This is a genomic window from Streptomyces fumanus (genome assembly GCF_014655295.1).
GTDB classification, from domain to species: Bacteria; Actinomycetota; Actinomycetes; order Streptomycetales; family Streptomycetaceae; genus Streptomyces; species Streptomyces fumanus.
Map to the genome: position 1 here is coordinate 434,841 of NZ_BNBI01000002.1, position 25,712 is coordinate 460,552.

At 70.5% G+C, this 25,712-nt stretch carries 19 protein-coding genes; 7 read left to right on the forward strand and 12 right to left on the reverse strand.

Features of this window, described 5'->3' with window-relative positions:
* Window positions 1–62 precede the first annotated feature (62 nt).
* The 4 genes from rsmG to IE316_RS06200 all read left to right on the forward strand — a co-directional run bounded on the left by rsmG (window position 63) and on the right by IE316_RS06200 (window position 4,219).
* Entirely contained in the window at window positions 63–782 is a 720-nt protein-coding gene (rsmG, locus tag IE316_RS06185; protein WP_190203096.1) for a 16S rRNA (guanine(527)-N(7))-methyltransferase RsmG, read from the forward strand.
* Window positions 783–1,100: 318 nt separating this feature from the next.
* Window positions 1,101–2,174, forward strand: a complete 1,074-nt coding sequence (locus IE316_RS06190) for a ParA family protein (protein ID WP_190203097.1) — start codon at window positions 1,101–1,103, stop codon at window positions 2,172–2,174.
* The gene (locus IE316_RS06195) at window positions 2,171–3,268 is read left to right on the forward strand and encodes a ParB/RepB/Spo0J family partition protein (protein ID WP_190203098.1); all 1,098 of its coding nucleotides are present in this window, start codon (window positions 2,171–2,173) and stop codon (window positions 3,266–3,268) included. Before IE316_RS06190 ends, IE316_RS06195 begins: the two co-directional genes overlap by 4 nt.
* A 333-nt stretch (window positions 3,269–3,601) precedes the next feature.
* Window positions 3,602–4,219, forward strand: coding sequence for a GNAT family N-acetyltransferase (locus IE316_RS06200; RefSeq protein ID WP_190203099.1), 618 nt, complete (start codon window positions 3,602–3,604; stop codon window positions 4,217–4,219).
* A 78-nt stretch (window positions 4,220–4,297) separates the two neighbouring features.
* On the opposite strand, the gene trxA is transcribed toward IE316_RS06200, so the two are convergent.
* From trxA to IE316_RS06235, 7 genes are all read right to left on the reverse strand, one after another.
* Window positions 4,298–4,630 carry a thioredoxin gene (trxA, locus tag IE316_RS06205; RefSeq protein WP_190203100.1) on the reverse strand — a complete coding sequence of 111 codons (333 nt, stop codon included), beginning with the start codon at window positions 4,628–4,630 and terminating at the stop codon, window positions 4,298–4,300.
* A gap of 42 nt (window positions 4,631–4,672) precedes the next feature.
* Window positions 4,673–5,641 carry a thioredoxin-disulfide reductase gene (trxB, locus tag IE316_RS06210; RefSeq protein WP_190203101.1) on the reverse strand — a complete coding sequence of 323 codons (969 nt, stop codon included), beginning with the start codon at window positions 5,639–5,641 and terminating at the stop codon, window positions 4,673–4,675.
* 140 nt (window positions 5,642–5,781) lie between these two features.
* The gene (locus IE316_RS06215; RefSeq protein WP_190203299.1) at window positions 5,782–6,660 is read right to left on the reverse strand and encodes an anti-sigma factor family protein; all 879 of its coding nucleotides are present in this window, start codon (window positions 6,658–6,660) and stop codon (window positions 5,782–5,784) included.
* A 17-nt stretch (window positions 6,661–6,677) separates the two neighbouring features.
* Window positions 6,678–7,505, reverse strand: a complete 828-nt coding sequence (sigM, locus tag IE316_RS06220; RefSeq protein WP_190203102.1) for an RNA polymerase sigma factor SigM — start codon at window positions 7,503–7,505, stop codon at window positions 6,678–6,680.
* A 29-nt stretch (window positions 7,506–7,534) separates the two neighbouring features.
* Window positions 7,535–9,229 carry a protein kinase family protein gene (locus IE316_RS06225; RefSeq protein WP_190203103.1) on the reverse strand — a complete coding sequence of 565 codons (1,695 nt, stop codon included), beginning with the start codon at window positions 9,227–9,229 and terminating at the stop codon, window positions 7,535–7,537.
* 140 nt (window positions 9,230–9,369) lie between these two features.
* On the reverse strand, window positions 9,370–11,781 hold the full coding sequence (gene murJ, locus IE316_RS06230; RefSeq protein WP_190203104.1) for a murein biosynthesis integral membrane protein MurJ: 2,412 nt from the start codon (window positions 11,779–11,781) through the stop codon (window positions 9,370–9,372).
* A 44-nt stretch (window positions 11,782–11,825) separates the two neighbouring features.
* A complete protein-coding gene (locus IE316_RS06235) occupies window positions 11,826–14,219 on the reverse strand; it encodes a DUF6049 family protein (RefSeq protein WP_190203105.1) in 2,394 nt (797 codons plus the stop codon).
* Window positions 14,220–14,422: 203 nt separating this feature from the next.
* Here IE316_RS06235 and IE316_RS06240 point away from each other — a divergent pair, with 203 nt between their 5' ends.
* A complete protein-coding gene (locus tag IE316_RS06240) occupies window positions 14,423–15,868 on the forward strand; it encodes a CCA tRNA nucleotidyltransferase (protein ID WP_190203106.1) in 1,446 nt (481 codons plus the stop codon).
* Window positions 15,869–15,959: 91 nt separating this feature from the next.
* Here the strand turns inward: IE316_RS06240 and IE316_RS06245 are convergent, their stop codons facing one another.
* The 4 genes from IE316_RS06245 to IE316_RS06260 all read right to left on the reverse strand — a co-directional run bounded on the left by IE316_RS06245 (window position 15,960) and on the right by IE316_RS06260 (window position 19,800).
* The gene (locus IE316_RS06245) at window positions 15,960–16,502 is read right to left on the reverse strand and encodes an LppU/SCO3897 family protein (RefSeq protein WP_190203107.1); all 543 of its coding nucleotides are present in this window, start codon (window positions 16,500–16,502) and stop codon (window positions 15,960–15,962) included.
* A 108-nt stretch (window positions 16,503–16,610) separates the two neighbouring features.
* On the reverse strand, window positions 16,611–17,888 hold the full coding sequence (locus IE316_RS06250) for an MFS transporter (RefSeq protein ID WP_190203108.1): 1,278 nt from the start codon (window positions 17,886–17,888) through the stop codon (window positions 16,611–16,613).
* A gap of 107 nt (window positions 17,889–17,995) precedes the next feature.
* Window positions 17,996–19,078 carry an inositol-3-phosphate synthase gene (locus IE316_RS06255; protein WP_190203109.1) on the reverse strand — a complete coding sequence of 361 codons (1,083 nt, stop codon included), beginning with the start codon at window positions 19,076–19,078 and terminating at the stop codon, window positions 17,996–17,998.
* Window positions 19,079–19,122: 44 nt separating this feature from the next.
* Window positions 19,123–19,800 (reverse strand): PadR family transcriptional regulator, encoded by a 678-nt coding sequence (locus IE316_RS06260; protein ID WP_190203110.1) that lies wholly within the window; start codon window positions 19,798–19,800, stop codon window positions 19,123–19,125.
* Between the two features lie 362 nt (window positions 19,801–20,162).
* On the opposite strand from IE316_RS06260, the gene IE316_RS06265 reads away from it, so the two are divergent.
* Both IE316_RS06265 and IE316_RS06270 read left to right on the forward strand, forming a co-directional pair.
* Entirely contained in the window at window positions 20,163–22,841 is a 2,679-nt protein-coding gene (locus IE316_RS06265) for a transglycosylase domain-containing protein (protein WP_190203111.1), read from the forward strand.
* A 120-nt stretch (window positions 22,842–22,961) separates the two neighbouring features.
* Window positions 22,962–24,470: a glycosyltransferase family 87 protein gene (locus tag IE316_RS06270; RefSeq protein WP_190203112.1), complete on the forward strand. Its 1,509-nt coding sequence runs from the start codon at window positions 22,962–22,964 to the stop codon at window positions 24,468–24,470.
* Between the two features lie 182 nt (window positions 24,471–24,652).
* Here the strand turns inward: IE316_RS06270 and IE316_RS06275 are convergent, their stop codons facing one another.
* The gene (locus IE316_RS06275; protein ID WP_190203113.1) at window positions 24,653–25,684 is read right to left on the reverse strand and encodes an alanine racemase; all 1,032 of its coding nucleotides are present in this window, start codon (window positions 25,682–25,684) and stop codon (window positions 24,653–24,655) included.
* Window positions 25,685–25,712: the final 28 nt, after the last annotated feature.

Sequence of the window (25,712 nt, forward strand, 5' to 3'; positions counted from 1 at the left end):
ATAGTTCTGGTGGTCTGGTGCCGGCGCCCGAGGCGCCGGCGCGGTACGGAAGGACGGTCCCCGTGACGGAGGCAGCGGAGCTTCCCCCTGCGCCCGAGCAGGCACGCGAGGTGTTCGGCGATCGCTTTGCGGACGCGGTCCGCTACGCGGAGCTGCTGGCCGAGGCCGGTGTGCAGCGCGGGCTGATCGGCCCGCGCGAAGTGCCCCGCCTGTGGGAGCGGCACCTGCTGAACTGCGCGGTGCTGTCGGAGGTCGTGCCCTCGGGGGTGACGGTCTGCGATGTCGGCTCGGGAGCCGGACTGCCCGGCATCCCGCTGGCACTGGTGCGGGACGACATCAAGATCACTCTGCTGGAGCCGCTTCTTCGGCGCACCACCTTCCTCACCGAGGTCGTGGAGCTGCTGGGGCTGGACCATGTGACCGTGGTCCGCGGCCGGGCCGAGGAGGTCATGGGCAAGCTGACGCCGGTGCACGTGGTGACCGCCCGCGCCGTGGCCCCACTGGACCGGCTGGCCACCTGGGGCATCCCGCTGCTGCGGCCGTACGGCGAAATGCTCGCCCTCAAGGGCGACACCGCCGAGGAGGAACTCAAGAGCGCGGCGACGGCACTGAGCAAGCTGGGTGCCGTGGAGACGTCCATCCTGCATGTCGGCGAGGGCATCGTGGACCCGAGGTCCACGGTCGTCCGCGTGGAGGTGGGGGAGAGTCCGGGCGGTGTGCGCTTCGCGGCCAAACGGGCGAAGGCGGCCCGGACCGGGCGGGCTCGGCGCCGCCGGGGCTAGTTACTCCACACCAGCCTCCCCCGCCCGGGGCGCCGGAGTGTCGCGGTAGTTCGGCCTCGGCGGCTGTGCATCGTGTTTCACGTGAAACGTCGCTCACTGCTGCACGGCATCATCAGTCGCGGCCGCGCTGCGGCCGAACCCCGCGACCGCAAGCCCCTCGGCTCTCTCGGCTCCCCCGGCTCCCTCGGAGACGATGCTTCCGCCGAGGGTGAGCCCCTCGCCGAGGAGGCGTCGCTCCCCGTAAGAGGTACGGAGTTGTCCACAGAGGTGGATTTCTCCACAGAACCCCTGGCCTCACTGGTTCGCGACCCCGAAGGCATGGGAGGCTCTGTTCATCGCGAGCCTGAAGTCGAGGAGAGTGAATCCTTGCGGTCCGACGCCAACATCGCGGGACCGATGACCGATCCGGTCCCCGGTCCCCGTACCGAGTCGATGGGGGCGGATGTTTCACGTGAAACACCGCCTCCGATGGACGACACTCCGATCGGTCGTGCGGCCCAACTGGCGGTGGAGGCACTGGGCCGAGCCGGCGAGGGCCTGCCACGTCCGGAGCAGACCCGTGTCATCGTGGTCGCCAACCAGAAGGGCGGGGTCGGCAAGACGACGACGACCGTCAACCTTGCCGCGTCGCTGGCCCTGCACGGCGGCCGGGTCCTGGTGGTCGACCTCGACCCCCAGGGCAATGCCTCGACCGCCCTGGGCATCGACCACCACGCCGATGTCCCCTCCATCTACGACGTCCTGGTCGAGAGCAAGCCTCTCTCGGACGTCGTCCAGCCCGTCCCCGACGTCGAGGGCCTCTTCTGCGCCCCCGCCACCATCGATCTCGCCGGTGCGGAGATCGAGCTGGTGTCCCTGGTGGCCCGCGAGAGCCGGCTGGAACGAGCGATCAAGGCGTACGAGCAGCCGCTGGACTACATTCTCATCGACTGCCCGCCGTCCCTCGGCCTGCTCACGGTGAACGCCCTGGTCGCGGGCCAGGAGGTACTGATCCCGATCCAGTGCGAGTACTACGCGCTGGAGGGGCTGGGCCAGTTGCTGCGCAACGTCGACCTGGTGCGGGGGCACCTCAACCCCGCTCTCCATGTGTCGACCATCCTGCTCACCATGTACGACGGCCGGACGCGACTCGCGTCCCAGGTCGCGGACGAGGTGCGCAACCACTTCGGCGACGAGGTGCTGCGGACGAGCATTCCCCGCTCCGTCCGTATCTCCGAGGCGCCGAGCTACGGGCAGACGGTGCTGACCTACGATCCAGGATCGAGCGGTGCCCTCTCCTACCTTGAGGCGGCCCGAGAGATCGCGCTGAGGGGGGTGGGCGTCAGCTATGACGCGACGCACGCCCACACCGGCGCCCAGAACGACCCGAGTATGGCGGAGGGGATGCAGTGAACGAGCGACGGAGGGGGCTGGGTCGCGGACTGGCTGCACTGATCCCCCCTGCCTCAACGGAGAAGTCGGTGGCCTCGGCCGCCCTGGGAGCGGCGCCGTCCGCCTCTCCCACGGCCGTACCGGGGCTGTCCACTGATCGCGGAGTGGCAGCGGCGAAGGTGGCGACCCTGCCGCCTGTTTCACGTGAAACAGAGGAACCGGCGCCGGGGTCGGCGGAGCTGCCCATGGCTCCCATGGGCGCGCACTTCGCCGAAATCCCGCTGGACTCCATCACGCCCAACCCGCGGCAGCCGCGTGAGATCTTCGACGAGGACGCGCTCGCGGAACTGATCACCTCCATCAAGGAGGTCGGTCTTCTTCAGCCGGTCGTCGTCCGGCAGACGGGCCCGGAGAGCTATGAGCTCATCATGGGCGAGCGGCGCTGGCGGGCCTGCCGCGAGGCCGGCCTGGAGGCGATCCCGGCGATCGTCCGGGCCACGGAGGACGACAAGCTCCTCCTGGACGCCCTGCTGGAGAACCTGCACCGCGCCCAACTGAACCCGCTGGAAGAGGCCGCCGCCTACGACCAGTTGCTGAAGGACTTCAACTGCACGCATGACCAGTTGGCGGACCGGATCGGCCGTTCCCGGCCCCAGGTCTCCAACACCCTGCGGCTGCTGAAGCTCTCGGCGTCGGTGCAGAAGCGGGTCGCGGCCGGAGTCCTCTCCGCGGGCCACGCCCGTGCGCTGCTCTCCGTGGAGGACTCCGAGGAGCAGGACCGGCTGGCTCACCGGATCGTGGCCGAGGGGCTCTCGGTGCGGGCCGTGGAAGAGATCGTGACCCTGATGGGGTCCCGGCCGGAGAAGGCCCAGCGCTCCAAGGGCCCCCGGGCCGGTGCCCGGGTCTCCCCGGCGCTCTCCGAGCTCGCGACCCGGCTCTCGGACCGCTTCGAGACCCGGGTGAAGGTCGACCTGGGACAGAAGAAGGGCAAGATCACCGTCGAGTTCGCCTCGATGGAGGACCTCGAGCGGATCCTCGGCACACTCGCCCCCGGCGAGGGGCCCGTGCTGCAGACGAGCCTGCTGGAGGGGGAGGCGGGGGACGCCGACTCCTGAGCCTCGGGCTGGCGGAGCAGCACGTCAGATGCTCCGCCGGTCGACGGAGCGGGCCATGTCCGGTGTGTGCCGGAACGTGGCCCGCTCTTTGCTTTCAGTCGGTTTCGAGGCAATCGCATCGTGGATACGATGCGATCAGGTATGGCGTATTCGGAGGAGCGGTACTCCTCGGAGTGGGGCAGAGGCCATGCGAACGATGAGCCGGACCGGGCTGGTGAGCGCGGGGCTCGGGCTGGGCGCGGTCGGTGGGTTCATCGGGAGCCTGCTCAGGGAACGGAGTGCACTGACAGCCGCTCGTGTCGCTGCGGGCGAAGGAAGCGAGGAACAGCCTTCATGGGGCGTCGGCTCGTACCGCTCACGCTGGACAACCTTGAGGACCTCCCCCAGCGCTGCCGCTCGTGTGTCTTCTGGGAGCTGGACCCCGTCAGCGGCGAAGCCGCGATCAAGGCGGGCACGTCCGCTCTGGAGAAGGAGTCCTGGATCTCCGCCGTCCTTCTCGACTGGGGCTCCTGCGGCCGGGTCGTCTACGTGGATGATGTCCCGGTCGGCTTCGTCCTCTACGCCCCTCCCGCCTATGTACCGCGGTCCACGGCGTTCCCCACGAGTCCTGTCTCGCCGGACGCGGTGCAATTGATGACCGCGTTCATCGTGCCGGGGTACCAGGGGCAGGGACTGGGCCGGGTGATGGTCCAGACGGTCGCCAAGGATCTGCTGCGCCGGGGGTTCAAGGCGATCGAGGCATTCGGCGACGCCCGCTGGAAGGAGCCCGCCTGCATGCTGCCGGCTGACCATCTGCTGGCGGTGGGCTTCAAGACGGTGCGCCCCCACCCCACCCATCCCCGGCTGCGGCTGGAGCTGCGGTCCACGCTGTCCTGGAAGGAAGACGTGGAGATGGCGCTCGACCGGCTGCTGGGAGCCGTGCAGAAGGAACCGGCACTCAGGCCGCTGTAAGGCGCCGGTCAGGACGAGCACGGCAAAGCGAATGGGCCAGCCCTTCCGGGTTGGCCCATTCGTGTTTCACGTGAAACATCACTCGGCGATGAAGTCCTCAAGGTCGCGGACGATCGCGGCCTTCGGCTTGGCGCCGACGATGGTCTTGGCGACTTCGCCACCCTGGTAGACGTTCAGGGTCGGGATGGACATGACGCCGTACTTGGCGGCCGTTCCCGGGTTCTCGTCGATGTTGAGCTTGACGATCTCGATCTTGTCGCCGTACTCGGCGGCGATCGCCTCCAGAGAGGGCGCGATCTGGCGGCACGGACCGCACCAGGCGGCCCAGAAGTCCACCAGTACGGGCTTGTCGCTCTTGAGCACGTCCTGCTCGAAGGAGTCGTCGGTCACATGCTTCAGGGTGCCGGCCACGGCGGGCTCCTTAACTGGTTGGTGCGTGGGGAAGAAAGGGGGTCAGACAGTGGTCTTCTCGGGCTCGGCCTTGTCCTCGTCGGACAGCGAGGCCAGGAAGCGCTCGGCGTCGAGAGCGGCGGAGCAGCCGGTGCCGGCCGCGGTGATCGCCTGGCGGTAGGTGTGGTCGACCACGTCACCGGCGGCGAAGACACCCCGCACATTGGTCCGGGTCGAGGGCGCGTCCACCTTCAGATAGCCCTCGGCGTCCAGGTCGAGCTGGCCCTTGAACAGCTCGGTGCGCGGGTCGTGGCCGATCGCGATGAACAGGCCGGTGACGGGCAGGTCCGACAGCTCGCCGGTCTTGAGGTTGCGCAGCTTCAGACCCGAGAGCTTGGGGTCGCCCTGGATCTCGGCGACCTCGCTGTCCCAGACGAAGCTGATCTTCGGGTCGGCGAAGGCGCGCTCCTGCATCGCCTTGGAGGCCCGGAGGGTGTCCCGGCGGTGGACGATCGTGACGGACTTGGCGAACCGGGAGAGGAAGGTCGCCTCCTCCATCGCGGTGTCACCACCACCGATCACGGCGATGTCCTGGTCCTTGAAGAAGAAGCCGTCGCAGGTGGCACACCAGGAGACGCCGCGGCCGGAGAGGGCGTCCTCGTTCGGCAGGCCGAGCTTGCGGTGCTGCGAGCCGGTGGCGACGATGACGGCCTTGGCCCGGTGGACCGTGCCCGCGGTGTCCGTGACGGTCTTGATCTCACCCGACAGGTCGACGGAGACGACATCGTCCGGCACCAGCTCCGCGCCGAAGCGCTCGGCCTGGGCGCGCATGTTGTCCATGAGCTCGGGGCCCATGATGCCGTCCTGGAAGCCGGGGAAGTTCTCCACCTCGGTGGTGTTCATCAGCGCACCACCGGCGGTGACGGCGCCCTCGAAGACCAGCGGCTTCAGCGACGCCCGCGCGGTGTAGAGCGCCGCCGTGTAGCCGGCGGGCCCGGAGCCGATGATGATCACGTTACGGACGTCGCTCACGGCTTGATTCCTCGTCTCTGGACTGCGTCTTGCAGGACCGGGCGAGCGCTTCTCAGTGCTCTCGCCCCACTCAACGGATCCTAAGGGGCGTGCATTCCCGCTGTGTCCGCCCACACGTCCGACGGTGCGGCAACCGGCGTTCAGGACCGTCGGAAGGAGTGCTTCAGCAGCACCTCGGCCTTGCCGGACGAGGGCTGCCCCACACAGGTGGACTCCACGATATAGACGGTGACCCGGCTGTCGTCGGAGGCGTCGGGCAGCACCACGAGCAGGGCTTCGCGTCCCCGGAAGACGCCCTCCTCGACGGCGAGCGCCGCGTCGTTGCGGCCGATCCCCTGCTGGACGCACTCGGGGACCGCGGCCCGCGTGAAGAGACGGTTCTCGGCGCCGCCCTCCGACTGCATCCCGAAGGTCTGGGGGGTCCGCCCGCCCTGCGCGGTCCGGTCGAAACTGAGCAGGTCGGAGACCTGCCGCTCCAGCCCGCCCTCGGAGAAGGTGTCCGTGCGGGTGGTCTGCTGTCCGGACTCGGGTGAGCCGTTGTCCTGGACGGAGGCCACGATGACCGAGCCCAGCCCCAGAGCGGCTGCCGCGAAGACGGCTCCCAGCGCGGCGATCCTCCGGCGCCCGGCCCGGGTGCGGTTCTTGCGCCCCGGTCCGGTGGTGGCGGCGCGTGGCCGTCCCGCCGGTGCCGATGTTTCACGTGAAACATGCGCACGACCGTCTCCGTCCGGCCCGGCACCGGGCGCACCCGGCGCCGCGGTGTCCGCCGGCTCCGGTGTCGTGGCGTTCAGCAGGGCCTCCGCGGCGAGCGCGGCGTCGATGCGGCCGGCCACGTCCTCCGGTATCCGCTGCGGTCCCGGGAGGGTGCCGAGCAGTCCTCGGATCTCCTCCAGCGAGGCGTGCACCTCCGCGCACACCTCACAGGCGTCCAGGTGGCGGCGTACGGCGGCGCTCCGGGACGGGGGCAGCAGGCCCTCGGTGAGGTCGGAGATCTCCGTGACGTCCGGGTGTCCGGCCATGTCTGTCGTCGACGACGTCACGTTCGTCCACCTCCGCCCTTCACTGCTGGGGAATCGCTCGGCCCCGCGTCGGGCGGGTCCGCCTGTCGTGGTGCCGCTGCGGGTGGGACGGATGCCCCCGGCGTCCGGTTCCGCTCCGCGCCCGGCGCGGTGACCTCTGTGCCCGGTGCCGTGACTTCCGTGTTCGATGCCGTGACTTCCGTGTTCGGTGCGGTGACCTCCGCGCCCGGTGCGGTGCCGGCGCCCGGTGCCGTGACCTCCGTGCCGGGGCCCGGACGGAGATGGGTCAGCAGCGGCAGCAATCGGGCTCTGCCGCGGGAGCAGCGGCTCTTGACCGTGCCGGTCGGCACGTCGAGGATGCGCGCGGCCTCGGCGACCGGGTAGCCCTGCATGTCGACCAGGACGAGGGCCGCCCGCTGGTCGGGCGGGAGGGTGCCGAGGGCCGCCACGAGCTGGCGCCGCAGGTCGTGGCGTTCGGCCGGCGCGGAGGCCGACTCGTGCGGCTCCAGCAACTGGTCCAGCCGCTCGGTGTCGTCCACGGGCGCGGTCTTGCGGGAGGCGGCCTTGCGGGCCCGGTCCAGGCAGGCGTTCACCGTGATCCGGTGCAGCCAGGTCGTGACGGCGGACTGGCCGCGGAAGGTGTGGGCGGCACGATAGGCGGAGACCAGCGCGTCCTGCACGGCGTCGGCGGCCTCCTCACGGTCCCCCAGTGTCCGCAGGGCCACGGCCCAGAGCCGGTCGCGGTGGCGGCGTACCAGCTCACCGAAGGCGTCGGGGTCGCCGCGCACATGGCGGGCGAGCAGGTCGTGATCGCTCGGGCCGTCCGCACCGGAGCCGTCCGCCATCTCGCCCCCTCCCTCGCGGCCGATGTGCCCTAGCTGGTCACCTTGATGTCCGCCAGCCTGCCGCGCCACTGCCCGTTCGCCTGCATCGGCAGATCGGTGAGCCATACGAGGAGGTAACGGCTCTTGAGCGTCTTGTCCGGCTTGAGCACCACGGTGGTCCCGGAGCCCTCGGCGACCTTGCCGTAGGAGTCCAGGGACGTCGGCTCCGACTGGGCGTCCGCGCTCGCGGCGCGCAGTTCGACGGAGGTCTCCCCGACGAAGGTGACGGTCACCTTGCCGACCCGCTGGGCCTTGCCCAGGTCGAGGATGACACCGACGCCCGACTTCAGGCGGCCGAAGTCGGAGCTGAGGTAGTAGTCCGTCTGCCAGTACGTGGCCGTGCTGTCGTCGTAGACGTTCCCTATCTCGGACGGCTTCTCGGACTGGTCGCCCAGGGGATCGAAGTCCCGGGCCCCGCTGATCGCGATCGGCTTGCCGGACACCGGCTTCTTCGGGCCCTTGTCGTCGCTGTCCGTCGTCTGCGTGCGGTTCTGGTCGTCGGCCTTGCCGCCCCGGTCCATCAGGGCGTCCGCCAACTGCCAACTGCCCAGCCCCAGAGCGGCGATGAGCAGCGCCGAGACCCCCCACTTCAGGGCCTTGCCGGTACGGCTCTGCAGCGGGGGCGGCGGGGCCGGCACCGCCTGGGTGACGCCGGGGTGCGGTGCCGGACGGCCGTAGGTGCCCTGCTGGTAGGTCGTGTGCTGGTACTCGGGCGGGGTGGTGAACGCCGGCTCCGGCGGGCGGATGCGGGGCATCTCGCCGATCGCCTTCACCAGCTCCTCCGGCGTGGTGCACGGGGACTCGTGGCGGGAGGCGGTGGCGCCGTCGTTGGCGAGCGCGCGCATCGTCAGCTCGGACAGGCCCCGGTGGACACCGGCCCGTACCTGGTCGGGCGGGATCAGACCGAGGTCCTTGGGCAGCCCGGACAGGCCGTGCGCGTCGTTCTCGTACGGCCAGCGCTGGGTCAGCGCGGCGTACAGCAGGGCGCCGATCGCCTCGGTGTCGGTGCGCTGCGGGGTGTCGGAGCTGATGCCGCGCAGCGCGGCGTTCACGGCGAGTCCGCGGATGCGCCACTGGCCGGTCGAGGTGCGCAGCACGGCGTTGGGGTTGAGGCGGAGGTGGGCCAGGCCCTCGCGGTGGGCGGCGGCCATGGCGGAGGCGACCTGGCTGACCATCTGGTAGGCGTCGTACACCTCCAGCGGGCCGGCGGCGAGCAGCGCGGTCAGCTCGGTGGCGTCGGGGAGCCATTCGTGGACCACGTAGACGAGGTCGTCGTCCTCGACGGCGTCCAGCACCTGGACGAAGCGGGGGTCGCCCAGCAGGGCCGAGGAGCGGGCGGCGGCCAGGACGGAACGGGCCCGGGTGTGTTCCGCGGGGAGGACATGGACGCCGACGGCCCGGCGGAGCTTCTCGTCGACCGCCCGCCAACTGCTGAATCCGTCCAGACGGGTGACGCACTCCTCCAGTCGGTAGCGTCCGGCGAGCTTGTGGCCGCTGTGCAGTTCGGGAGGCGAGACCTTCCCGGACACCTCTGTCCCGGCGCTCTCCTGTGCCTCGTCGCTGTCCGTGTCCCGCTCCCGGTTGTTGGCCACCCCGTCGGCCGTGGACTGGTCCGCCTCGGCGGCCAGCGACTGCTCGCCGCTGGTGTCTGCCACGTCGACGGCAGCCGTGCTCCGTTCCGCCACCGTCGTTCCTGCCTCCCCATTCGTTGCGCGCCGGTCGGCACCCGATGCGCGCCGTCCGACGCCGAGACCAATTGTGCCCACAGTCCGCCGCTAAGCACGACACGCGGCGGCGGACGATGGTTGTGCGCCTACCCCCCGTCTCAGCGTCCCAGGCGTCCGCGGACCATGCCGACCAGCGAGTTCAGCTCCTCGATCCGCATCCGCCGGGCGGCGACGAAGAAGACGCCGAGCAGCACCGCCCCGCCCGCCAGCAGCGCGGCGAAGGAGCCGAGGACGCCCTGGCCGAGGGAGTGGCCGATGCCGTAGCAGGCCGCGCCGCTGAGCAGGGCGGCCGGCACCGAGGCGATGGCCAGCCGGGCGTAGGTGCGCGTCACCCGGGAGCCGTCCAGGTCGCCGCCGAGCCGCTTGCGCAGCCGCCGCCAGGCGACGCCGACGCCGGTCGCGTAGGCCAGCCCGTAGGAGGCGGCCATGCCGACCACGGCCCAGCGCGACGGGATCAGGAAGTAGCAGAGCGCCGAGGCGCCCGCGTTGACGGCGGCCACGATGACCGTGTTGTAGAAGGGCGTCCGGGTGTCCTCGTAGGCGTAGAACGCGCGCAGGACGACGTACTGGACGGAGTACGGGATCAGGCCGAGGGCGAAGGCCATCAGCATGTAGCCCATGTTGGTGGCCTCGGTGGTGCCCGAGGAGCCGAAGATCAGCGTGCACATCGGGATGCCGAGCGAGACGAAGCCGAAGGCGATCGGCACGATCGCGACGGCCGTGGTGCGCAGGCCCTGCGAGATGTCGTCACGGACGGCACCGGCGTCGTCCTCGGCCGCCGAGCGGGAGATCCGGGGCAGCAGCGCCGCCATCAGGGAGACGGTGATGATGGCCTGCGGCAGGCCCCAGATGAGCTGGGCGTTGGCGTAGGCGGCGAAGCCGGTGCCGTCGACGTGCGAGGACTTGCCCGCGGCGGTGGACAACTGGGTGACGACGATCGCGCCGGCCTGGTTGGCGAGGACGAACAGGAAGGTCCATTTGGCCAGGGTGACGGCCTTGCCCAGGCCGTGCCCCCGCCAGTCGAAGCGCGGCCGCAGCCGGAAGCCGGTCTCGCGCAGGTACGGGATCATCGCCAGGGCCTGGACGACGAGGCCGAGCAGGACACCGACGCCGAGCAGCCGCTGCCCCTCCGGCGGGATGCTGGTGACCTTCATCCCGGAGTCGGCGGCGGTGCCGTAGACCCAGATGAACATGCCGAGCGTCACGATGATGACGATGTTGTTCAGGACCGGCGTCCACATCATGGCGCCGAACTTGCCGCGGGCGTTGAGGATCTGCCCCATCACCACGTGGACGCCCATGAAGAAGATCGAGGGCAGGAAGTACTGGACGAAGGTGATGCCGACCTGGTTGGCCGCCGGGACGCTGGCGACCGGGTCGGACAGCAGGCGGATCAGCAGCGGCGCCCCGAAGAACGACAGCACGGTGAGCGCGCCGAGCGCGACCATGACCAGGGTCAGCAGCCGGTTGGCGTACGCCTCGCCGCCGTCGTCGTCCTCCTTCATGGCCCGCACGAGCTGCGGCACGAAGACGGAGTTGAGCCCGCCGCCGACGGTGAGGATGTAGATCATCGTCGGCAACTGGTAGGCGACCTGGAAGGTGTCGCCGAGCAGGCCGACACCGAGGGCGGAGACGATCAGCGCGGAGCGGATGAAGCCGGTGAGGCGGGAGACCATGGTGCCCGCCGCCATCACGGCGCTCGACTTCAGCAGCCCGGCCGCGCGGCCGCCCTTCTTGGCCGTGGCGGCGGGGCTGGCCGCCACCGGCTCCTCGATCCCCTGGGCGGGGGTCTCGGCCGCCGCGGGCGGCGGCGCGGGCGCGTACTGAGCCGCGTACGGGCCCTGCGGCGCCGGGGCCGCCTGGTAGGGGCCGGGTGCCTGCGGCGTGCCGTACTGGCCCTGCTGCTGCGCGTACGGGGACTGCGGCTCGCCGTACGGGCCGGGCCCCTGGGCCTGTCCGTACCCGCCGGGGGCCGCGCCGTACGGGTTCGGTGCCGGTGAGGGGCCGGGCACCGACGGCTGGTCGTCGTAGGCGGGGTGGCCGCCGCCCTGCTGCTGGTCCCGGAAGAGGTGCGCGAAGGCGTCCGGCTCGTGCCGCTCCTCGCCGGCCTGGGTGACCAGGTCGTCCACGCCCACGTACTGCGTGGTCCGCGGGTCGTCGCCGTACGGCAGGTACTGCGTCGCGCCGTCGGGCTCGGGCGCCGGGGTCTGCGCCCACACCCGAGGGTCGGGGGCGTACGGCGACTGCGGCGGCTGCGAGTACAGCGGCTGCTGCGGGGGGTAGGTGCCCGGGGGCGGCGGCGGGTGCGCGGCGCGGTCGTAGAGCGCCTCGTCGACCGGGTCCTGGGCGGCGAGGTCCTGCGCCCGGTAGGGGTCCTGGTCGTAGGCGTCCTGGAGGTACATGTCCGCGGGCGGCTGCGGCGGTACCCGGCCGTCCTCGGGCGGCGGGCCCTCGGGGTGCCCCGAGCCGCCCGCGGCCTGGCCGCGGTCACCGTCGTACGGCGCGTTCATGGTTACCCCACCTCATCGTCCCGGGCCGACCGGCCACGACATCCTCAACGGTCCACTCTCTCACCCGTCCCGGACGGGTCGGCGCTTTCCGCTGCGGTGTCCGGTGTCGGGTCACTCGGCTGCACCGGGTCGCCTGCCCGGCCGTGCGCCCCGGACTCCTCCCGGAGACGTTCCTCGGGGCCCGCCGGGTTCTCGGGTCCGCCGGCCGTGCCGTCGCCGTCCTCGCCGGGGCCGTCCTCGTCCCCGGTGCGGGCGGCGGCGCGCTTGCGCTGCTGGTACATCCGGTAGCCGGCCAGGACGAGCAGGAGGACGCCGCCGCCGATGACCAGCATCACGGTGGCGGTGATCTCCGTGACCTTCACGTCGAAGGTGACCGCCTGCCCGTACGGCTGACCGTCCGCCGTGAAGAGCTGGGCGACCACCGTCGCCTGGCCGTTGGCGTTGGCGGACGTGGTGAACTTCACCGACTGGCTGTGGCCGCCGGAGACCGTGACCGGCCGCTCCTGGTAGGCGTCGCCGCCGATCTTCAGACGCGTCGGGTTGGTCGAGGTCAGCCGGAGCACCAGGTGGTCGACGCCCTGGACCAGGTTGTTCTGCACGGTCACCGGGATGGTGGCGCTGCGGCCGGAGAGCTTGGTCTCCGACTTGTCGATCAGTCTCACCTGGCCGGTCAGCCCGTCCAGGTAGGTCTCCACGCCGTCGCGGAACGCCTGGGCCTCGGCGGCCCGGCCGCGCCAGGCCGTGGACATCCCGCGGTTCAGCGCCCGCCCGAAGGGGGTCACCACCCGGGACTCGTCGGAAAGGACGACCTTGAAGTGGCCGAGCTTGTCCTGGGTCCGGGCGATCTGCTCGAACGCCGCGTGCGGCAGCTCCTGCTTGCGCAGCTTCGCGGGGTACGAGGAACGCGTCGGCACCTTCGTCGTGGCGCCCGGGTCCGGCTTGGCCGCGGCGGCGTCCGTCAGGTCCTGGGCCTGGGACCAGGTGCCGTCCGCCAGGGCCGTCAGCGCCTCGGCCATCGCCCGGGCCTGGCTGCCGGTCGGCATCCGCTGCGGGGCGACGACGACGCTGCGCTGCTTGCCGGTCTGCAGGCCGAGCTGCAGGCTCTGCGCGAGGAACCGCTGCACGGCCGCCGTCGAGGCGGACGCCTTCGTCAGGTCGCCCTCGAACGCCGTCGACAGCCGGGCGTCCGCGACGACCGCCGTGGTCCCGCCGCCGATCGGCCGGGCTGCCGACGGCGTGTAGGTCAGACCGCCGGTCTCCTGGAGGCTGTCGCTGCGGGCGATCACCTTGTCGGCGCCCGCGGAGGTGGCCACCTTCACGATCGACGGGTCGACGGCGCCCTCCGCGGGCCAGGCGAAGTCGGTGCTCGGTTTCACGTGGAGGATCGGCTCGACCGTGTTGGCGACGACGTCCGTGGCGTCCTTGAGCTGGCTGAGCGAGCCGGTGATGTCCGTGCCGTTGTGGGCGAGGGAGGCGAGGTCCGGGTCGGCGAAGGGCAGCGCGACGACCTCCTTGTCCTCCACCGCGTCCTGGAGGTCGGCCAGCCACTGCTTGGCGACCGCCTGGTGCTTGCCGGCGGTGGTGCGGCCGTCCGCGCCCCGCACCTCGTAGCTGTGGCTCATCGCGTCGACGGAGGCCAGCAGGTCGGGATCGACCACCCAGGTGACGTCGAGGTCCTTGCCGAGGGCCACCATCTGGGCGAGGCGGCCGCCGGGGGAGATCTCCTTGGCCAGGTCCTCGTCGAGGAAGACCGGGGTCTGACTCTCGTTGGACCCGGTCTCGGCGGCCATGTGGGCGTCGGAGATCAGCGGCCACAGGAACGTCGTCTTCGTCTTGGTGCCGGACCCGTCGGGCTTCCAGGGCAGGAAGGTCCGCTGCACGCCCAGGACCTGCTCCCAGGGCTGCGCGGAGGTCTGCCCGGAGAGCGTCACGGCGAACTCGTAGACGCCCTTCTCGCCGAGGTCCAGCTCGTCGACGGGGACGGAGAGGTTGAAGTGCTCGGCGACACCGGGGGTGAGCTTGGCGAACTTGGTGCCGTACTTGTCGTCGATCTCCGTACCGGTCGCGCCCGACAGGTCGCGGCTGTCCTCGGCGACCGAGTCGATGCCCGACCGGGTGGTGATCCGCTCGCCCACCCGCAGCCCCACGTGGGCGTCGGTGACGGTCCGCTTGCCGAGGTTGGTCACGGTGCCCGACACGGTGACCGTGTCGCCGTCCCGGGGGGCGGCGGGGCTGAGCGAGTCGACGGCCACGCTGACGCCGCCCGCGTCGGAGGCGGACCGCGCCCCCTCCCGCGCCTCGGCGTGCGCGGAACCGGCGGCGGGGATCTGCACCAGACCGGCCAGCAGGGGCGCCCCGGTCAGCAGCGCCAGTGTGCGCCGTACCCGGCGGCGGGCAGGTGAGGGACTGGTCCCCTGGATGTCTGCCGCCTCGGCCACGCGCTCGCCCGTCCCTCGTCGTCGTCAGTGGTCGTCGGAATGTGCGTCCACGCATGGTAACGATGCGCGCTGAGGGTAAGTGCCGCGGAGGGCACCACAAGATCGGTACCGGGCCGGACCGGTCCCGTATATGCGCCTATAAAGGGGAGCGGGGAAAAAGGGGGTGCGCCCGGGTCCGCGCGGGCCACGTACCCTTTTCTGTTGTGCCGAACGCCAATGAAGTCAGTCCCAGTGCCCTGAGCCAGGCGCAGCACCGCGCGGTGAACGAACTGCTGCGGGTCGCGCCGGTCGCCGACGACCTCGCCCGCCGCTTCCAGGAGGCCGGGTTCTCGCTGGCCCTGGTCGGCGGCTCGGTCCGGGACGCGCTGCTCGGGCGGCTCGGCAACGATCTGGACTTCACCACCGATGCCCGTCCGCAGGACGTCTTGAAGATCGTGCGGCCGTGGGCGGACGCCGTGTGGGAGGTCGGGATCGCCTTCGGCACCGTCGGGGCGCAGAAGGAGGGCTACCAGATCGAGGTGACGACCTACCGGTCGGAGGCGTACGACCGCACCTCGCGCAAGCCCGAGGTGTCCTACGGCGACTCCATCGAGGAGGACCTGGTCCGGCGGGACTTCACCGTCAACGCGATGGCCGTGGCGCTGCCCGAGAAGGAGTTCGTCGATCCGCACGGCGGGCTGGCCGACCTCGCCGCCCGGGTGCTGCGGACGCCGGGCACCCCGGAGGCGTCGTTCTCGGACGACCCGCTGCGGATGATGCGGGCCGCGCGGTTCGCCGCGCAGCTCGACTTCGAGGTGGCCCCCGAAGTCGTCACGGCGATGAGGGAGATGGCCGGGCGGATCGAGATCGTCTCGGCCGAGCGGGTCCGGGACGAGCTGAACAAGCTGATCCTCTCCGCGCACCCCCGCACGGGCCTGACGCTGCTGGTCGACACCGGCCTCGCCGACCGGGTGCTGCCCGAGCTGCCGGCCCTGAAGCTGGAGAGCGACGAGCACCACCGGCACAAGGACGTCTACGAGCACACGCTCATCGTCCTGGAGCAGGCGATGGCGCTGGAGGAGGACGGTCCCGATCTGACCCTGCGCCTGGCCGCGCTGCTGCACGACATCGGCAAGCCGCGCACCCGCCGCTTCGAGAAGGACGGCCGGGTCTCCTTCCACCACCACGAGGTGGTCGGGGCCAAGATGACCAAGAAGCGCATGACGGCCCTGAAGTACTCCAACGAGCTGGTGAAGGACGTCTCGCGCCTGGTCGAGCTGCATCTGCGGTTCCACGGCTACGGCACCGGGGAGTGGACGGACTCCGCCGTCCGCCGGTACGTCCGGGACGCGGGGCCGCTGCTGAGCCGGCTGCACAAGCTGACCCGCTCCGACTGCACGACCCGCAACAAGCGCAAGGCCGCCGCGCTCTCCCGGGCGTACGACGGGCTGGAGGAGCGGATCGCCCGGCTGCAGGAGCAGGAGGAGCTGGACGCGATCCGCCCGGACCTCGACGGCAACCAGATCATGGAGATACTGGGCATCCGTCCGGGACCGGCCGTCGGGCAGGCGTACCAGCACATGCTGGAGCTGCGGCTGGAGAACGGGCCGATGGAGCACGACGAGGCGGTGGCGGCGCTCAAGGAGTGGTGGGCCCGGCAGGAGGGCTGAGCGCCCGGACCCGGCGTCCGGACGTAGGGGAAACGGGGTCATGTTTCACGTGAAACATGACCCCGTGTCCGTCTCGGAACCTTGTGTCGGCTCAGACTTCCTTCAGGCAGAGGACGACATCGTGGCCGTCACCCTGCTGCCAGTACGAGATCTCCGCGTCCTTGACTGCCTCGCACTTGCCGCTGTCCGTGCTGTTGTCGAACTTCTCCACGACCTTGTACTGGGCGTCGCCGGAGGAGCAGTCGACCGTCTTCAGGTCGGGCGAGGTCTGCGTGCCGTCGTTGTGCATGCAGTTGCCGACCGCAGTGGTCTCGGCGTCGCTCTGGCTGAAGTACCACTTGCCGATGCCGATGGCCACCGCGACGAGGATGAGGGCGACGATCCGCAGGGCCTTCTTCTTGAAGCGGCCGGAGGGGGCGCTGGGCGGAACGGGGGCGCCCGGCGGAATCGGAGCGCCGGGGAACGGGGCGCCGCCCTGAGGGGGGAACCCGGGCTGCCCTGCCTGCTGCGGCGCGGCCGGCTGGCCCTGGGCGTAAGGGTTCTGCCCCTGGGGCTGCTGGGGAACCTGCGGCTGCTGCGGAGCCTGCGGCTGGCCCGGCGCGAAAGGATTGCCCTGGGGCGGCGGAGTGGTCACTTGGAGGTCCCCCTCAAACATGGGTGCGTGGCGCGAACATGTCGCGCATAAGACCCACGTAAGCTATCGGGCCCCACTGACATCCCCGATACCGTGAGCCACTCCGTGTCATGGATGTGACACTGGCCGCCGCTCGAACCGGGTCATTACCACCGCAACCGCCGCGTAGCCGAGGGCGACCGTGACGACGAGCGGCACCGAGCGCCCGTCCGGCGGCAGCATCAGCGCGGCCACCCCGGCGGCGCCGACGAAGGCGACGTTGAACAGCACGTCGTAGACCGAGAAGATCCGGCCACGGAAGGCGTCGTCGACCGAGGTCTGCACGATCGTGTCGGTCGCGATCTTCGATCCCTGGGTGGTCAGCCCCAGCACGAACGCGGCCGCGAGCAGCGGTGCCGTGGCGAACGGCAGACCGAGCGCGGGTTCCAGCACCGCGGCGGCCGCCGCGCACAGGGCCATCCAGCGGCCGGGGCCGAGCCGCCCCGCCGCCCAGGGCGTGAGCACCGCCGCCACGAAGAAGCCGGCGCCCGAGACGCCCAGCGCCAGCCCCAGCAGGGCGAGCCCCTCGTCGGTGCCGGAGGTCAGGGCGTACCGGCAGAGCATCAGCAGCATCACCAGCAGGGCGCCGTAGCAGAACCGCATCAGCGTCATCGCGGCGAGTGACCGGGCCGCCTCCCGCCGGGCCGGCGCGGCCAGGTGCCGTACCGCCGCCGTCAGGTCGCGGGCGGTGCCGGCGAGGGCGGTGGCCAGCCGGGGCCGTACCAGCGCCCGGTCGGGACCCAGCAGCTCCACCGCCAGGCGCAGCGAGGCCAGCGCGCCGCACAGGTACAGCCCCGCGCCCAGCACCACCACGGCGGCGTCGGAGTCCGCGACCACCAGGCGGACGAGGAAGGCGAGGCCGCCGCCCGCCGTCGCCGCCAGCGTCCCGGCGGTCGGGGAGAGGGAGTTGGCGATCACCAGGCGCTCGGCGTCGACCACCCGGGGCAGGGCGGCGGACAGGCCGGCCAGCACGAAGCGGTTGACGGCGGTGACGCACAGGGCGGAGACGTAGAACAGCCAGTCCGGGACGGCGGCGATCATCAAGGCGGCCGTCACGGTGGCCATCAGGGCGCGCAGCAGATTGCCGTAGAGAAAGACCTGGCGGCGCCGCCAGCGGTCGAGGAGGACGCCGGCGAACGGGCCCACCAGGGAGTACGGCAGCAGCAGGACCGCCATCGCGGAGGCGACCGCGGCGGCCGAGGTCTGCTCCTCCGGTGAGAAGACGACGTAAGTGGCGAGGCCCACCTGGTAGACGCCGTCGGCGCCCTGGGAGAGCAGGCGCACGGCGAGCAGACGCCGGAACCCCTTCAGGCGCAGCAGGACGCGCAGGTCACGGACGACGGCCATGGGGCACAGCCTCACATACGGGCGGGGCCCTCGGGGGCGGCCCCGCCACGGAAAGGTCCCCGGGACGCACCGCGCCCGGGGACCTCGCGCTCAGCGGCGGGAGCGGGTCAGCGCTCGACCTCGCCGGCGATGAACTTCTCGACGTTGGCGCGGGCCTCGTCGTCGAAGTACTGGACCGGCGGGGACTTCATGAAGTAGCTCGACGCGGAGAGCACCGGGCCGCCGATGCCGCGGTCCTTGGCGATCTTCGCGGCACGCAGGGCGTCGATGATGACACCGGCGGAGTTCGGGGAGTCCCAGACCTCCAGCTTGTACTCCAGGTTCAGCGGGACGTCACCGAAGGCGCGGCCCTCCAGACGGACGTAGGCCCACTTGCGGTCGTCGAGCCAGGCGACGTAGTCGGACGGGCCGATGTGGACGTTCTTTTCGCCCAGGTCCCGGTCGGGGATCTGGGAGGTGACGGCCTGGGTCTTGGAGATCTTCTTCGACTCCAGGCGGTCGCGCTCGAGCATGTTCTTGAAGTCCATGTTGCCGCCGACGTTGAGCTGCATCGTGCGGTCCAGGATGACGCCCCGGTCCTCGAACAGCTTCGCCATCACACGGTGCGTGATGGTGGCGCCGACCTGCGACTTGATGTCGTCACCGACGATCGGGACGCCCGCCTCGGTGAACTTGTCCGCCCACTCCTTGGTGCCGGCGATGAAGACCGGAAGGGCGTTGACGAAGGCCACGCGCGCGTCGATGGCGCACTGGGCGTAGAACTTCGCCGCGTCCTCGGAGCCCACGGGCAGGTAGCAGACCAGGACGTCGACCTGCTTGTCCTTCAGGACCTGGACGACGTCGACCGGCTCCTCGGCGGACTCCTCGATGGTCTCTCGGTAGTACTTGCCGAGGCCGTCGAGGGTGTGGCCGCGCTGGACCTGGACACCGGTGTTCGGCACGTCGCAGATCTTGATGGTGTTGTTCTCGGAGGCGCCGATGGCGTCCGCGAGGTCCAGGCCGACCTTCTTGGCGTCCACGTCGAAGGCGGCGACGAACTCGATGTCACTGACGTGGTAGTCGCCGAACTGGACGTGCATCAGGCCCGGCACCTTGGCCGCCGGGTCGGCGTCCTTGTAGTACTCGACGCCCTGCACCAGCGATGCGGCGCAGTTGCCCACACCGACGATGGCTACGCGAACCGAACCCATTCCGGTTGCTCCCTGTGTGTACGAGTGAGGCCCTGACTGGGCGCTCACGTGGCGGTGTCGTCGGGCGTATCCGGCCGGGTTCGGTCCCCGGGCCGGGGCAGGTCGCCCGTCGCTCCATGTGTGGTGTCCTGCTGAGCGGTCCCCTCGCCGGCGGAACCCCTCAGGTCCCGTCCCGCCCGCTCGCTCTCGATGAGCTCGTTCAGCCAGCGCACCTCGCGCTCCACGGACTCCATGCCGTGGCGCTGGAGCTCAAGCGTGTAGTCGTCCAGGCGCTCCCGGGTGCGCGCCAGCGAGACGCGCATCTTCTCCAGGCGCTCCTCCAGCCGGCTGCGGCGGCCCTCCAGGACACGCATGCGTACGTCACGCGAGGTCTGCCCGAAGAAGGCGAACCGGGCGGCGAAGGTCTCGTCCTCGTACGCGTCGGGACCCGTCTGCGACAGGAGCTGTTCGAAGTGCTCCTTACCTTCCGCCGTCAGCCGGTAGACGATCTTGGCCCGGCGGCCGGCCAGGGGGGCGGCGCTCTCCGCGGTGTTCCCCGGTTCCTCGATCAACCAGCCGTTCGCGACCAGCGTCTTGAGGCAGGGGTACAGCGTCCCGTAGCTGAACGCCCGGAAGACCCCCAGTGACGTGTTCAGCCGTTTGCGCAGCTCATAGCCGTGCATCGGGGATTCGCGGAGCAGGCCGAGGACGGCGAACTCGAGGATCCCGGAACGCCGGCTCATCGTCGCCTCCTCTCTGCCGCGTGGGCCCTTATGCCGAGCTGATGTATCGACTCGATACATCCAGACGATAGAACGGCCCGACTCCCGGGACAAGAGGGGGTGTCGTGAACGGGATCACATCGCTGATTCATGGGAAGCAAGTTGCCTGATTTGAGGTGAACTTCGGAACTCGGGGGTTTCGGCGGTGCGTAGTCTGTGCGCCATGCAGACCACCGGGAACCGAGTGACGCCCGGGGGCGTCCCTGTCCTCGGTGCAGTACGGGTGAATGCGGCAGCAGCCGCAGCCGTACTTCGGGGGGACCGGAAACCAGCCGCCGTTGCCAGGCGCGCAAAGGTGCGCCTGCCCGAGGAGTAGTCGTTCGATGAGCGAGCACCGTCGCAAACCGCCGCAGCCGCAGGGAGGCGGACGTGCCGCGGCCCGACGCGGCCAGTCCGGCTCGTCCTCCGGCCGCCGCGCGGCACCGCGGGGCGCCACAGAATCTCCGTCCGGCGCGTACGGCCCGGGGGGTGAGGAGCGTTCCTACGGCGGCCGTGCCGAAGCCCGCCGCGCGGCCCAGCGCGGCGGGCGCCGCAGAGCGGCCGAGCCCGGCCGTGCGGGCCGGCGCGCGGTACCGGCGGGACGCGGCCGGGCGGCGGCGCCCGGCAAGAAGCGTCTGGTCGACTACCCGCGCTTCGACCGCGACGGATGGCGCCGCTGGGTGCCGTCCTGGAAGCTCGTCTCGGGCCTGTGCATCGGCTTCTTCGGCGCGATGGTGGCGGCGGCGGGCCTCGCCTACTCCATGGTCGAGATCCCCATCGTGGCCAAGACCGCCAAGGCGCAGAACAACGTCTACTACTGGGCCGACGGCGAGCAGATGGTCGCCACGGGCGGTGAGCGCAACCGCCAGATCATCAACCTCTCGCAGATCCCCAAGGCGATGCAGAACGCCGTGATCTCGCAGGAGAACAAGACCTTCTACAAGGACAGCGGCGTCGACCCCAAGGGCATCGCCCGCGCCGTGTTCAACATGGCCAGGGGCGGCAACACCCAGGGCGGCTCCACCATCACCCAGCAGTACGTGAAGAACGCGATGCTGGACGACCAGTCGCAGACGATCTCCCGCAAGGTCAAGGAGATCTTCGTGTCGATCAAGGTGGGCGCCAACAAGGACAAGGACGAGATCCTCGAGGGTTACCTCAACACCGCCTACTACGGCCGCGGCGCGTACGGCATCCAGGCCGCGGCGCGGGCGTACTTCGAGAAGGACGCCGTCGACCTGAACCCGGGCGAGTGCGCCTTCCTGGCGGCGATGCTCAAGGGCGCGACCTACTACGACCCGCTGGGCTCCCAGTCCATCGACTCGGCCGCCACCCCCAAGGCGAACCAGAAGCGGGCCCTGCTCCAGATGCAGGACACCCTCGACAAGATGGTCGAGTACGGCCATCTGAGCCAGGCCGAGCGCGACAAGTACAAGACGTTGCCCAAGTGGCAGAACCCGCGGACGAACACCCAGCTCAGCGGCCAGATCGGTTACCTCGTCGACCTCGCCAAGGCGTCGCTGATCAAGAACGACGTGGTCACCGCGACCCAGCTCGACCAGGGCGGCTACTCGATCTACACCACCTTCGACAAGAAGAAGGTCGAGGAGCTGGAGACCGCCGTCACCAAGGTCTACAAGAAGAACATCGATCCGAAGAAGCGCCCGGACACGGACACCCACGTCCAGTTCGGCGGTGCCTCCGTGAACCCCAAGACCGGTGCCATCGAGGCCATCTACGGCGGTGCGGACGCGACCAAGCACTTCACCAACAACGCCGATGTGACCGGTGCGCAGGTCGGTTCGACGTTCAAGCCGTTCGTGCTCGCGGCGGCGATGAAGTGGGGCGTGCGCGATCCCGACCTCGGCCAGGTCCAGGCACAGGACGAGCGCACCGTGGTCTCCCCCGACAGCCTCTACAGCGGCAAGAACAAGCTCAAGATCAAGAATTACGACGGCAGCGTCTGGCAGAACGAGGAGGGCGAGGAGTGGCTGCAGGTCAATGACGGCGGCGTCTCCTACGGCAAGGCGCCCGACTACAAGATCGACCTGCGCGAGGCGATGCGGGAGTCGGTGAACTCCTCCTTCGTCCAGCTCGGCATGGACGTCGGACTGGACAAGGTGAAGGACGCCGCGATCGAGGCCGGCCTCCTGAAGGAGAGCCTGGCCGGTACCTCGTTCCCCTCCTTCTCCATCGGTATCTCCGACCCGAGCGCCATCCGGATGGCGGGCTCGTACGGCACTTTCGCCTCCAGCGGCAAGCAGCGGAGCCCGTTCTCCGTCACCAAGGTGACGAACAAGGACGGCACGGTCTACACGCACGAGGTGGAGACCAAGCAGGCGTTCACGGCCAAGGTCGCGGACAACGTCACGGACGTGCTGAAGACCGTGGTGGAAGAGGGCACCGGTACCAACGCCAAGCTCACCGGCCGCGAGGTGGCGGGCAAGACCGGTACGACCGACGGCAACAAGTCCGCCTGGTTCGTCGGCTACACCCCGCAGCTCTCGACCGCCATCACCATGTTCCGCTACCCGGACGACGAGTCGATCAAGAACCGCACCTTCCTGGAGATGTACGGGACCGGTGACCAGGAGTCGATCCACGGTGCCTCGTTCCCGTCCGAGATCTTCCACGACTACATGGAAGAGGCGCTGAAGGGTCAGCCGGCGGAGAAGTTCCCGACGCCGCAGCCCATCGGTGAGGTCCTCAACGACGACCCCGAGCCGACGCCGACCCCGTCGATCACCGAGACGGAGGAGGAAGAGAGCCCGACGCCGTCCCCCTCGGTCACCGAGACGGAGGAGGAGCAGGAGTCCCCGTCCCCGTCGGCGTCCCAGTCCTGCGGCATCTTGGGCTGGAACTGCGAGAACGAGAGCAACGGCGGCTCGGACAACGGCGGCTCCGAGAACGGTGGCTCGGAAGGCGAGGAGTCTCCCTCGTCCTCCCCCTCTCAGTCGTCCTCGGAGGGGGGCAACCCGCGAGGTGGCGCCAACGGGGACATCTTCGGCGGACCGAACGGTTAGCCACCGGATCGCCCGGCTTGGGTGTTTCACGTGAAACACCCAGATGTTTCACGTGGAACAGGGCCGCCGCACCGACCAGGTGCGGCGGCCCTCGGCGTTTTCCCAGGGACGTACGGCAGGATGAGCCCCATGCCCAGTGCAGAATCGACGCAAGCGAGCGCACACCCGTCGGACCCGGTGCTGCCGACCAGGGAGGACCGGGTCGCCGCGGCCGGCAGCGAGTTGATCGGCGGCCCCATCGGCCGGCGGGCCCTGCTCGGGACGTCCTGGTGGACTCCGGCCCGGGTGATCGTGCTCGTGGCGATCGGCATGTTCGCCCTCGGTCTGGTCCAGAAGGCCCCCTGCTACAACGGAGGCTGGTTCTTCGGCGCCAGCTCGCAGTACACGCACGCCTGCTACTCGGACATCCCGCACCTCTACAACGGGCGTGGATTCGCCGACGGCCTCGTGCCGTACTTCGACAAGCTCCCCGGGGACATGCAGTACCTCGAATACCCGGTGCTCACCGGTGTGTTCATGGAGGTCGCCTCCTGGCTCACCCCCGGCAGCGGCAGCATCCAGCACCAGGAACAGTGGTACTGGATGGTCAACGCCGGAATGCTGATGGTGTGCGCCGCGGTCATCGCCGTCTGTGTGACCCGGACCCACGCCCGGCGCCCCTGGGACGGGCTGCTGGTCGCCCTGGCGCCCGCCTTCGCGCTCACCGCGACCATCAACTGGGACCTGCTGGCGGTGGCGCTGACGGCCACCGCGATGCTGATGTGGTCACGGGGCCGCTCCCTCGCCTTCGGTGTGCTCCTCGGGCTCGCCACGGCCGCCAAGCTCTACCCCTTCCTGCTCCTCGGGCCGCTGCTGGTGCTGTGCTGGCGCGCGGGCAAGTGGCGGGCGTTCGGGACGGCCCTGGGCGGGGCGGTGGTGTCGTGGCTGGTGGTGAACCTGCCGGTGATGCTGTTCGCCTTCGAGGGCTGGTCGAAGTTCTACACGTTCAGCCAGGACCGGGGCGTCGACTTCGGGTCCTTCTGGCTGATCCTGGCCCAGAACTCCTCCGACCCGCTCAGCACCGAGACCGTCAACACGCTCGCCACCCTGATGATGCTGCTGTCCTGTGCCGGCATCGCGGCGCTCACCCTGAGCGCGCCCCGCCGTCCGCGCTTCGCCCAACTGGCCTTCCTGATCGTGGCGGCCTTCATCCTCACCAACAAGGTCTACTCACCGCAGTACGTCCTGTGGCTGGTGCCGCTGGCCGTGCTGGCCCGGCCGAAGTGGCGGGACTTCCTCGTCTGGCAGGCGTGCGAGGTGGCGTACTTCCTCGGCATCTGGATGTACCTCGCGTACACGACCAGCGGGGACGCCCACAAGGGTCTGCCCACCGACGGCTACCACTGGGCGATCGGGCTGCATCTGCTCGGCACGGCGTACCTGTGCGTCATGGTGGTGCGCGACATCCTGCTGCCCGACCGGGACCCGGTGCGCCGGGCCGGTGACGACGATCCCTCGGGCGGGGTGCTCGACGGCGCGGAGGACTCCTTCGTGCTGGGACCGGCGGTCCGTCCCGAGCAGCCCGTGGCCCAGGCCGTGGGACCGCAGGTGGAGTGGGGCGCCCGACGGCCGAGCGGCGGTTCGCTCTGAGCGAACGGCCCAGGTGACAGGGGCTGGGCTCTGGGCGAGACGAGTGGCCCGGCACGACGAAGGCCGTACACGGCGGGCGGACCGTGTACGGCCTTCGGGCTGCCGGGCTTCGGCCAGCCAGCTTTCGGGCAGCCGGCCTTCGGACTGTCGGCTGCCGGGCTTGTCGGCCTTCGGCCGCGGGGTCAGCGGTCGACGAGCCGGTCGAACTGCGTGGTGGTGTGCCGCAGGTGGGCCACCAGCTCGTCACCGACCTTGGGCTCCGGCGCGTCGGAGGGCACGAACAGGATGGAGACCTGCATGTGCGGCGGCTCCGCGAACCAGCGCTGCTTGCCGCCCCAGACGAACGGCGAGAGGTTGCGGTTGACCGTGGCCAGACCGGCCCGGGCGACGCCCTTGGCGCGCGGCATGACGCCGTGCAGCGCCTTCGGGGCCTCCAGGCCCACGCCGTGCGAGGTGCCGCCCGCCACGACCACGAGGAAGCCGTCCGAGGCCGCCTTCTGCTGCCGGTAGCCGAAGCGCTCCCCCTTGGCCACCCGGGTGACGTCCAGGACGGCCCCGCGGTACTCGGTGGCGTCGTGGTCACCGAGCCACAGCCGGGTGCCGATGCGGGCGCGGAAACGGGTCTGCGGGAACTGCTGCTGGAGACGGGCCAGCTCGTCCGCCTTGAGGTGGCTGACGAACATCGTGTGCAGCGGCAGACGGGCGGCGCGCAGCCGGTCCATCCAGCCGATGACCTCCTCGACGGCGTCCGAGCCGTCGGCGCGGTCCAGCGGCAGGTGGAGGGCGAACCCCTCCAGGCGGACGTTCTCTATGGCGGCGTGCAGGTGCGGCAGGTCCTGCTCGCTGATGCCGTGCCGCTTCATCGAGGACATCACCTCGATGACGACCCGGGCGCCCACCAGGCCGTACACCCCGTCGACGGACGACACGGAGCGCACCACCCGGTCGGGCAGCGGCACTGGCTCCTCGCCGCGCCGGTACGGCGTCAGGACCAGCAGGTCCCCGCCGAAGAAGTCCTTGATCCTGGCGGCCTCGTACGTCGTGCCCACGGCGAGGATGTCCGAGCCCAGCCGCGTGGCCTCCTCCGCCAGCCGCTCGTGCCCGAAGCCGTAGCCGTTGCCCTTGCAGACCGGGACCAGCCCGGGGAACTGCTCCTGCACGTGCTTGTGGTGCGCCCGCCAGCGCGCGGTGTCGACGTAGAGCGTGAGCGCCATGGCCGGACCTGGAACCTTTCTCGTGGCT

What these genes read in the sequence shown, in the direction of transcription:
- IE316_RS06190 (WP_190203097.1), top strand. Translation starts at nt 1,101, where the DNA reads ATGGGAGGCTCTGTTCATCGCGAGCCTGAAGTCGAGGAGAGTGAATCC.
- IE316_RS06200 (WP_190203099.1), top strand. Translation starts at nt 3,602, where the DNA reads ATGGGGCGTCGGCTCGTACCGCTCACGCTGGACAACCTTGAGGACCTC.
- IE316_RS06215 (WP_190203299.1), bottom strand. Translation starts at nt 6,660, where the DNA reads ATGGCCGGACACCCGGACGTCACGGAGATCTCCGACCTCACCGAGGGC.
- sigM (WP_190203102.1), bottom strand. Translation starts at nt 7,505, where the DNA reads ATGGCGGACGGCTCCGGTGCGGACGGCCCGAGCGATCACGACCTGCTC.
- murJ (WP_190203104.1), bottom strand. Translation starts at nt 11,781, where the DNA reads ATGAACGCGCCGTACGACGGTGACCGCGGCCAGGCCGCGGGCGGCTCG.
- IE316_RS06250 (WP_190203108.1), bottom strand. Translation starts at nt 17,888, where the DNA reads ATGGCCGTCGTCCGTGACCTGCGCGTCCTGCTGCGCCTGAAGGGGTTC.
- IE316_RS06255 (WP_190203109.1), bottom strand. Translation starts at nt 19,078, where the DNA reads ATGGGTTCGGTTCGCGTAGCCATCGTCGGTGTGGGCAACTGCGCCGCA.
- IE316_RS06260 (WP_190203110.1), bottom strand. Translation starts at nt 19,800, where the DNA reads ATGAGCCGGCGTTCCGGGATCCTCGAGTTCGCCGTCCTCGGCCTGCTC.
- IE316_RS06265 (WP_190203111.1), top strand. Translation starts at nt 20,163, where the DNA reads ATGAGCGAGCACCGTCGCAAACCGCCGCAGCCGCAGGGAGGCGGACGT.
- IE316_RS06270 (WP_190203112.1), top strand. Translation starts at nt 22,962, where the DNA reads ATGAGCCCCATGCCCAGTGCAGAATCGACGCAAGCGAGCGCACACCCG.
- IE316_RS06275 (WP_190203113.1), bottom strand. Translation starts at nt 25,684, where the DNA reads ATGGCGCTCACGCTCTACGTCGACACCGCGCGCTGGCGGGCGCACCAC.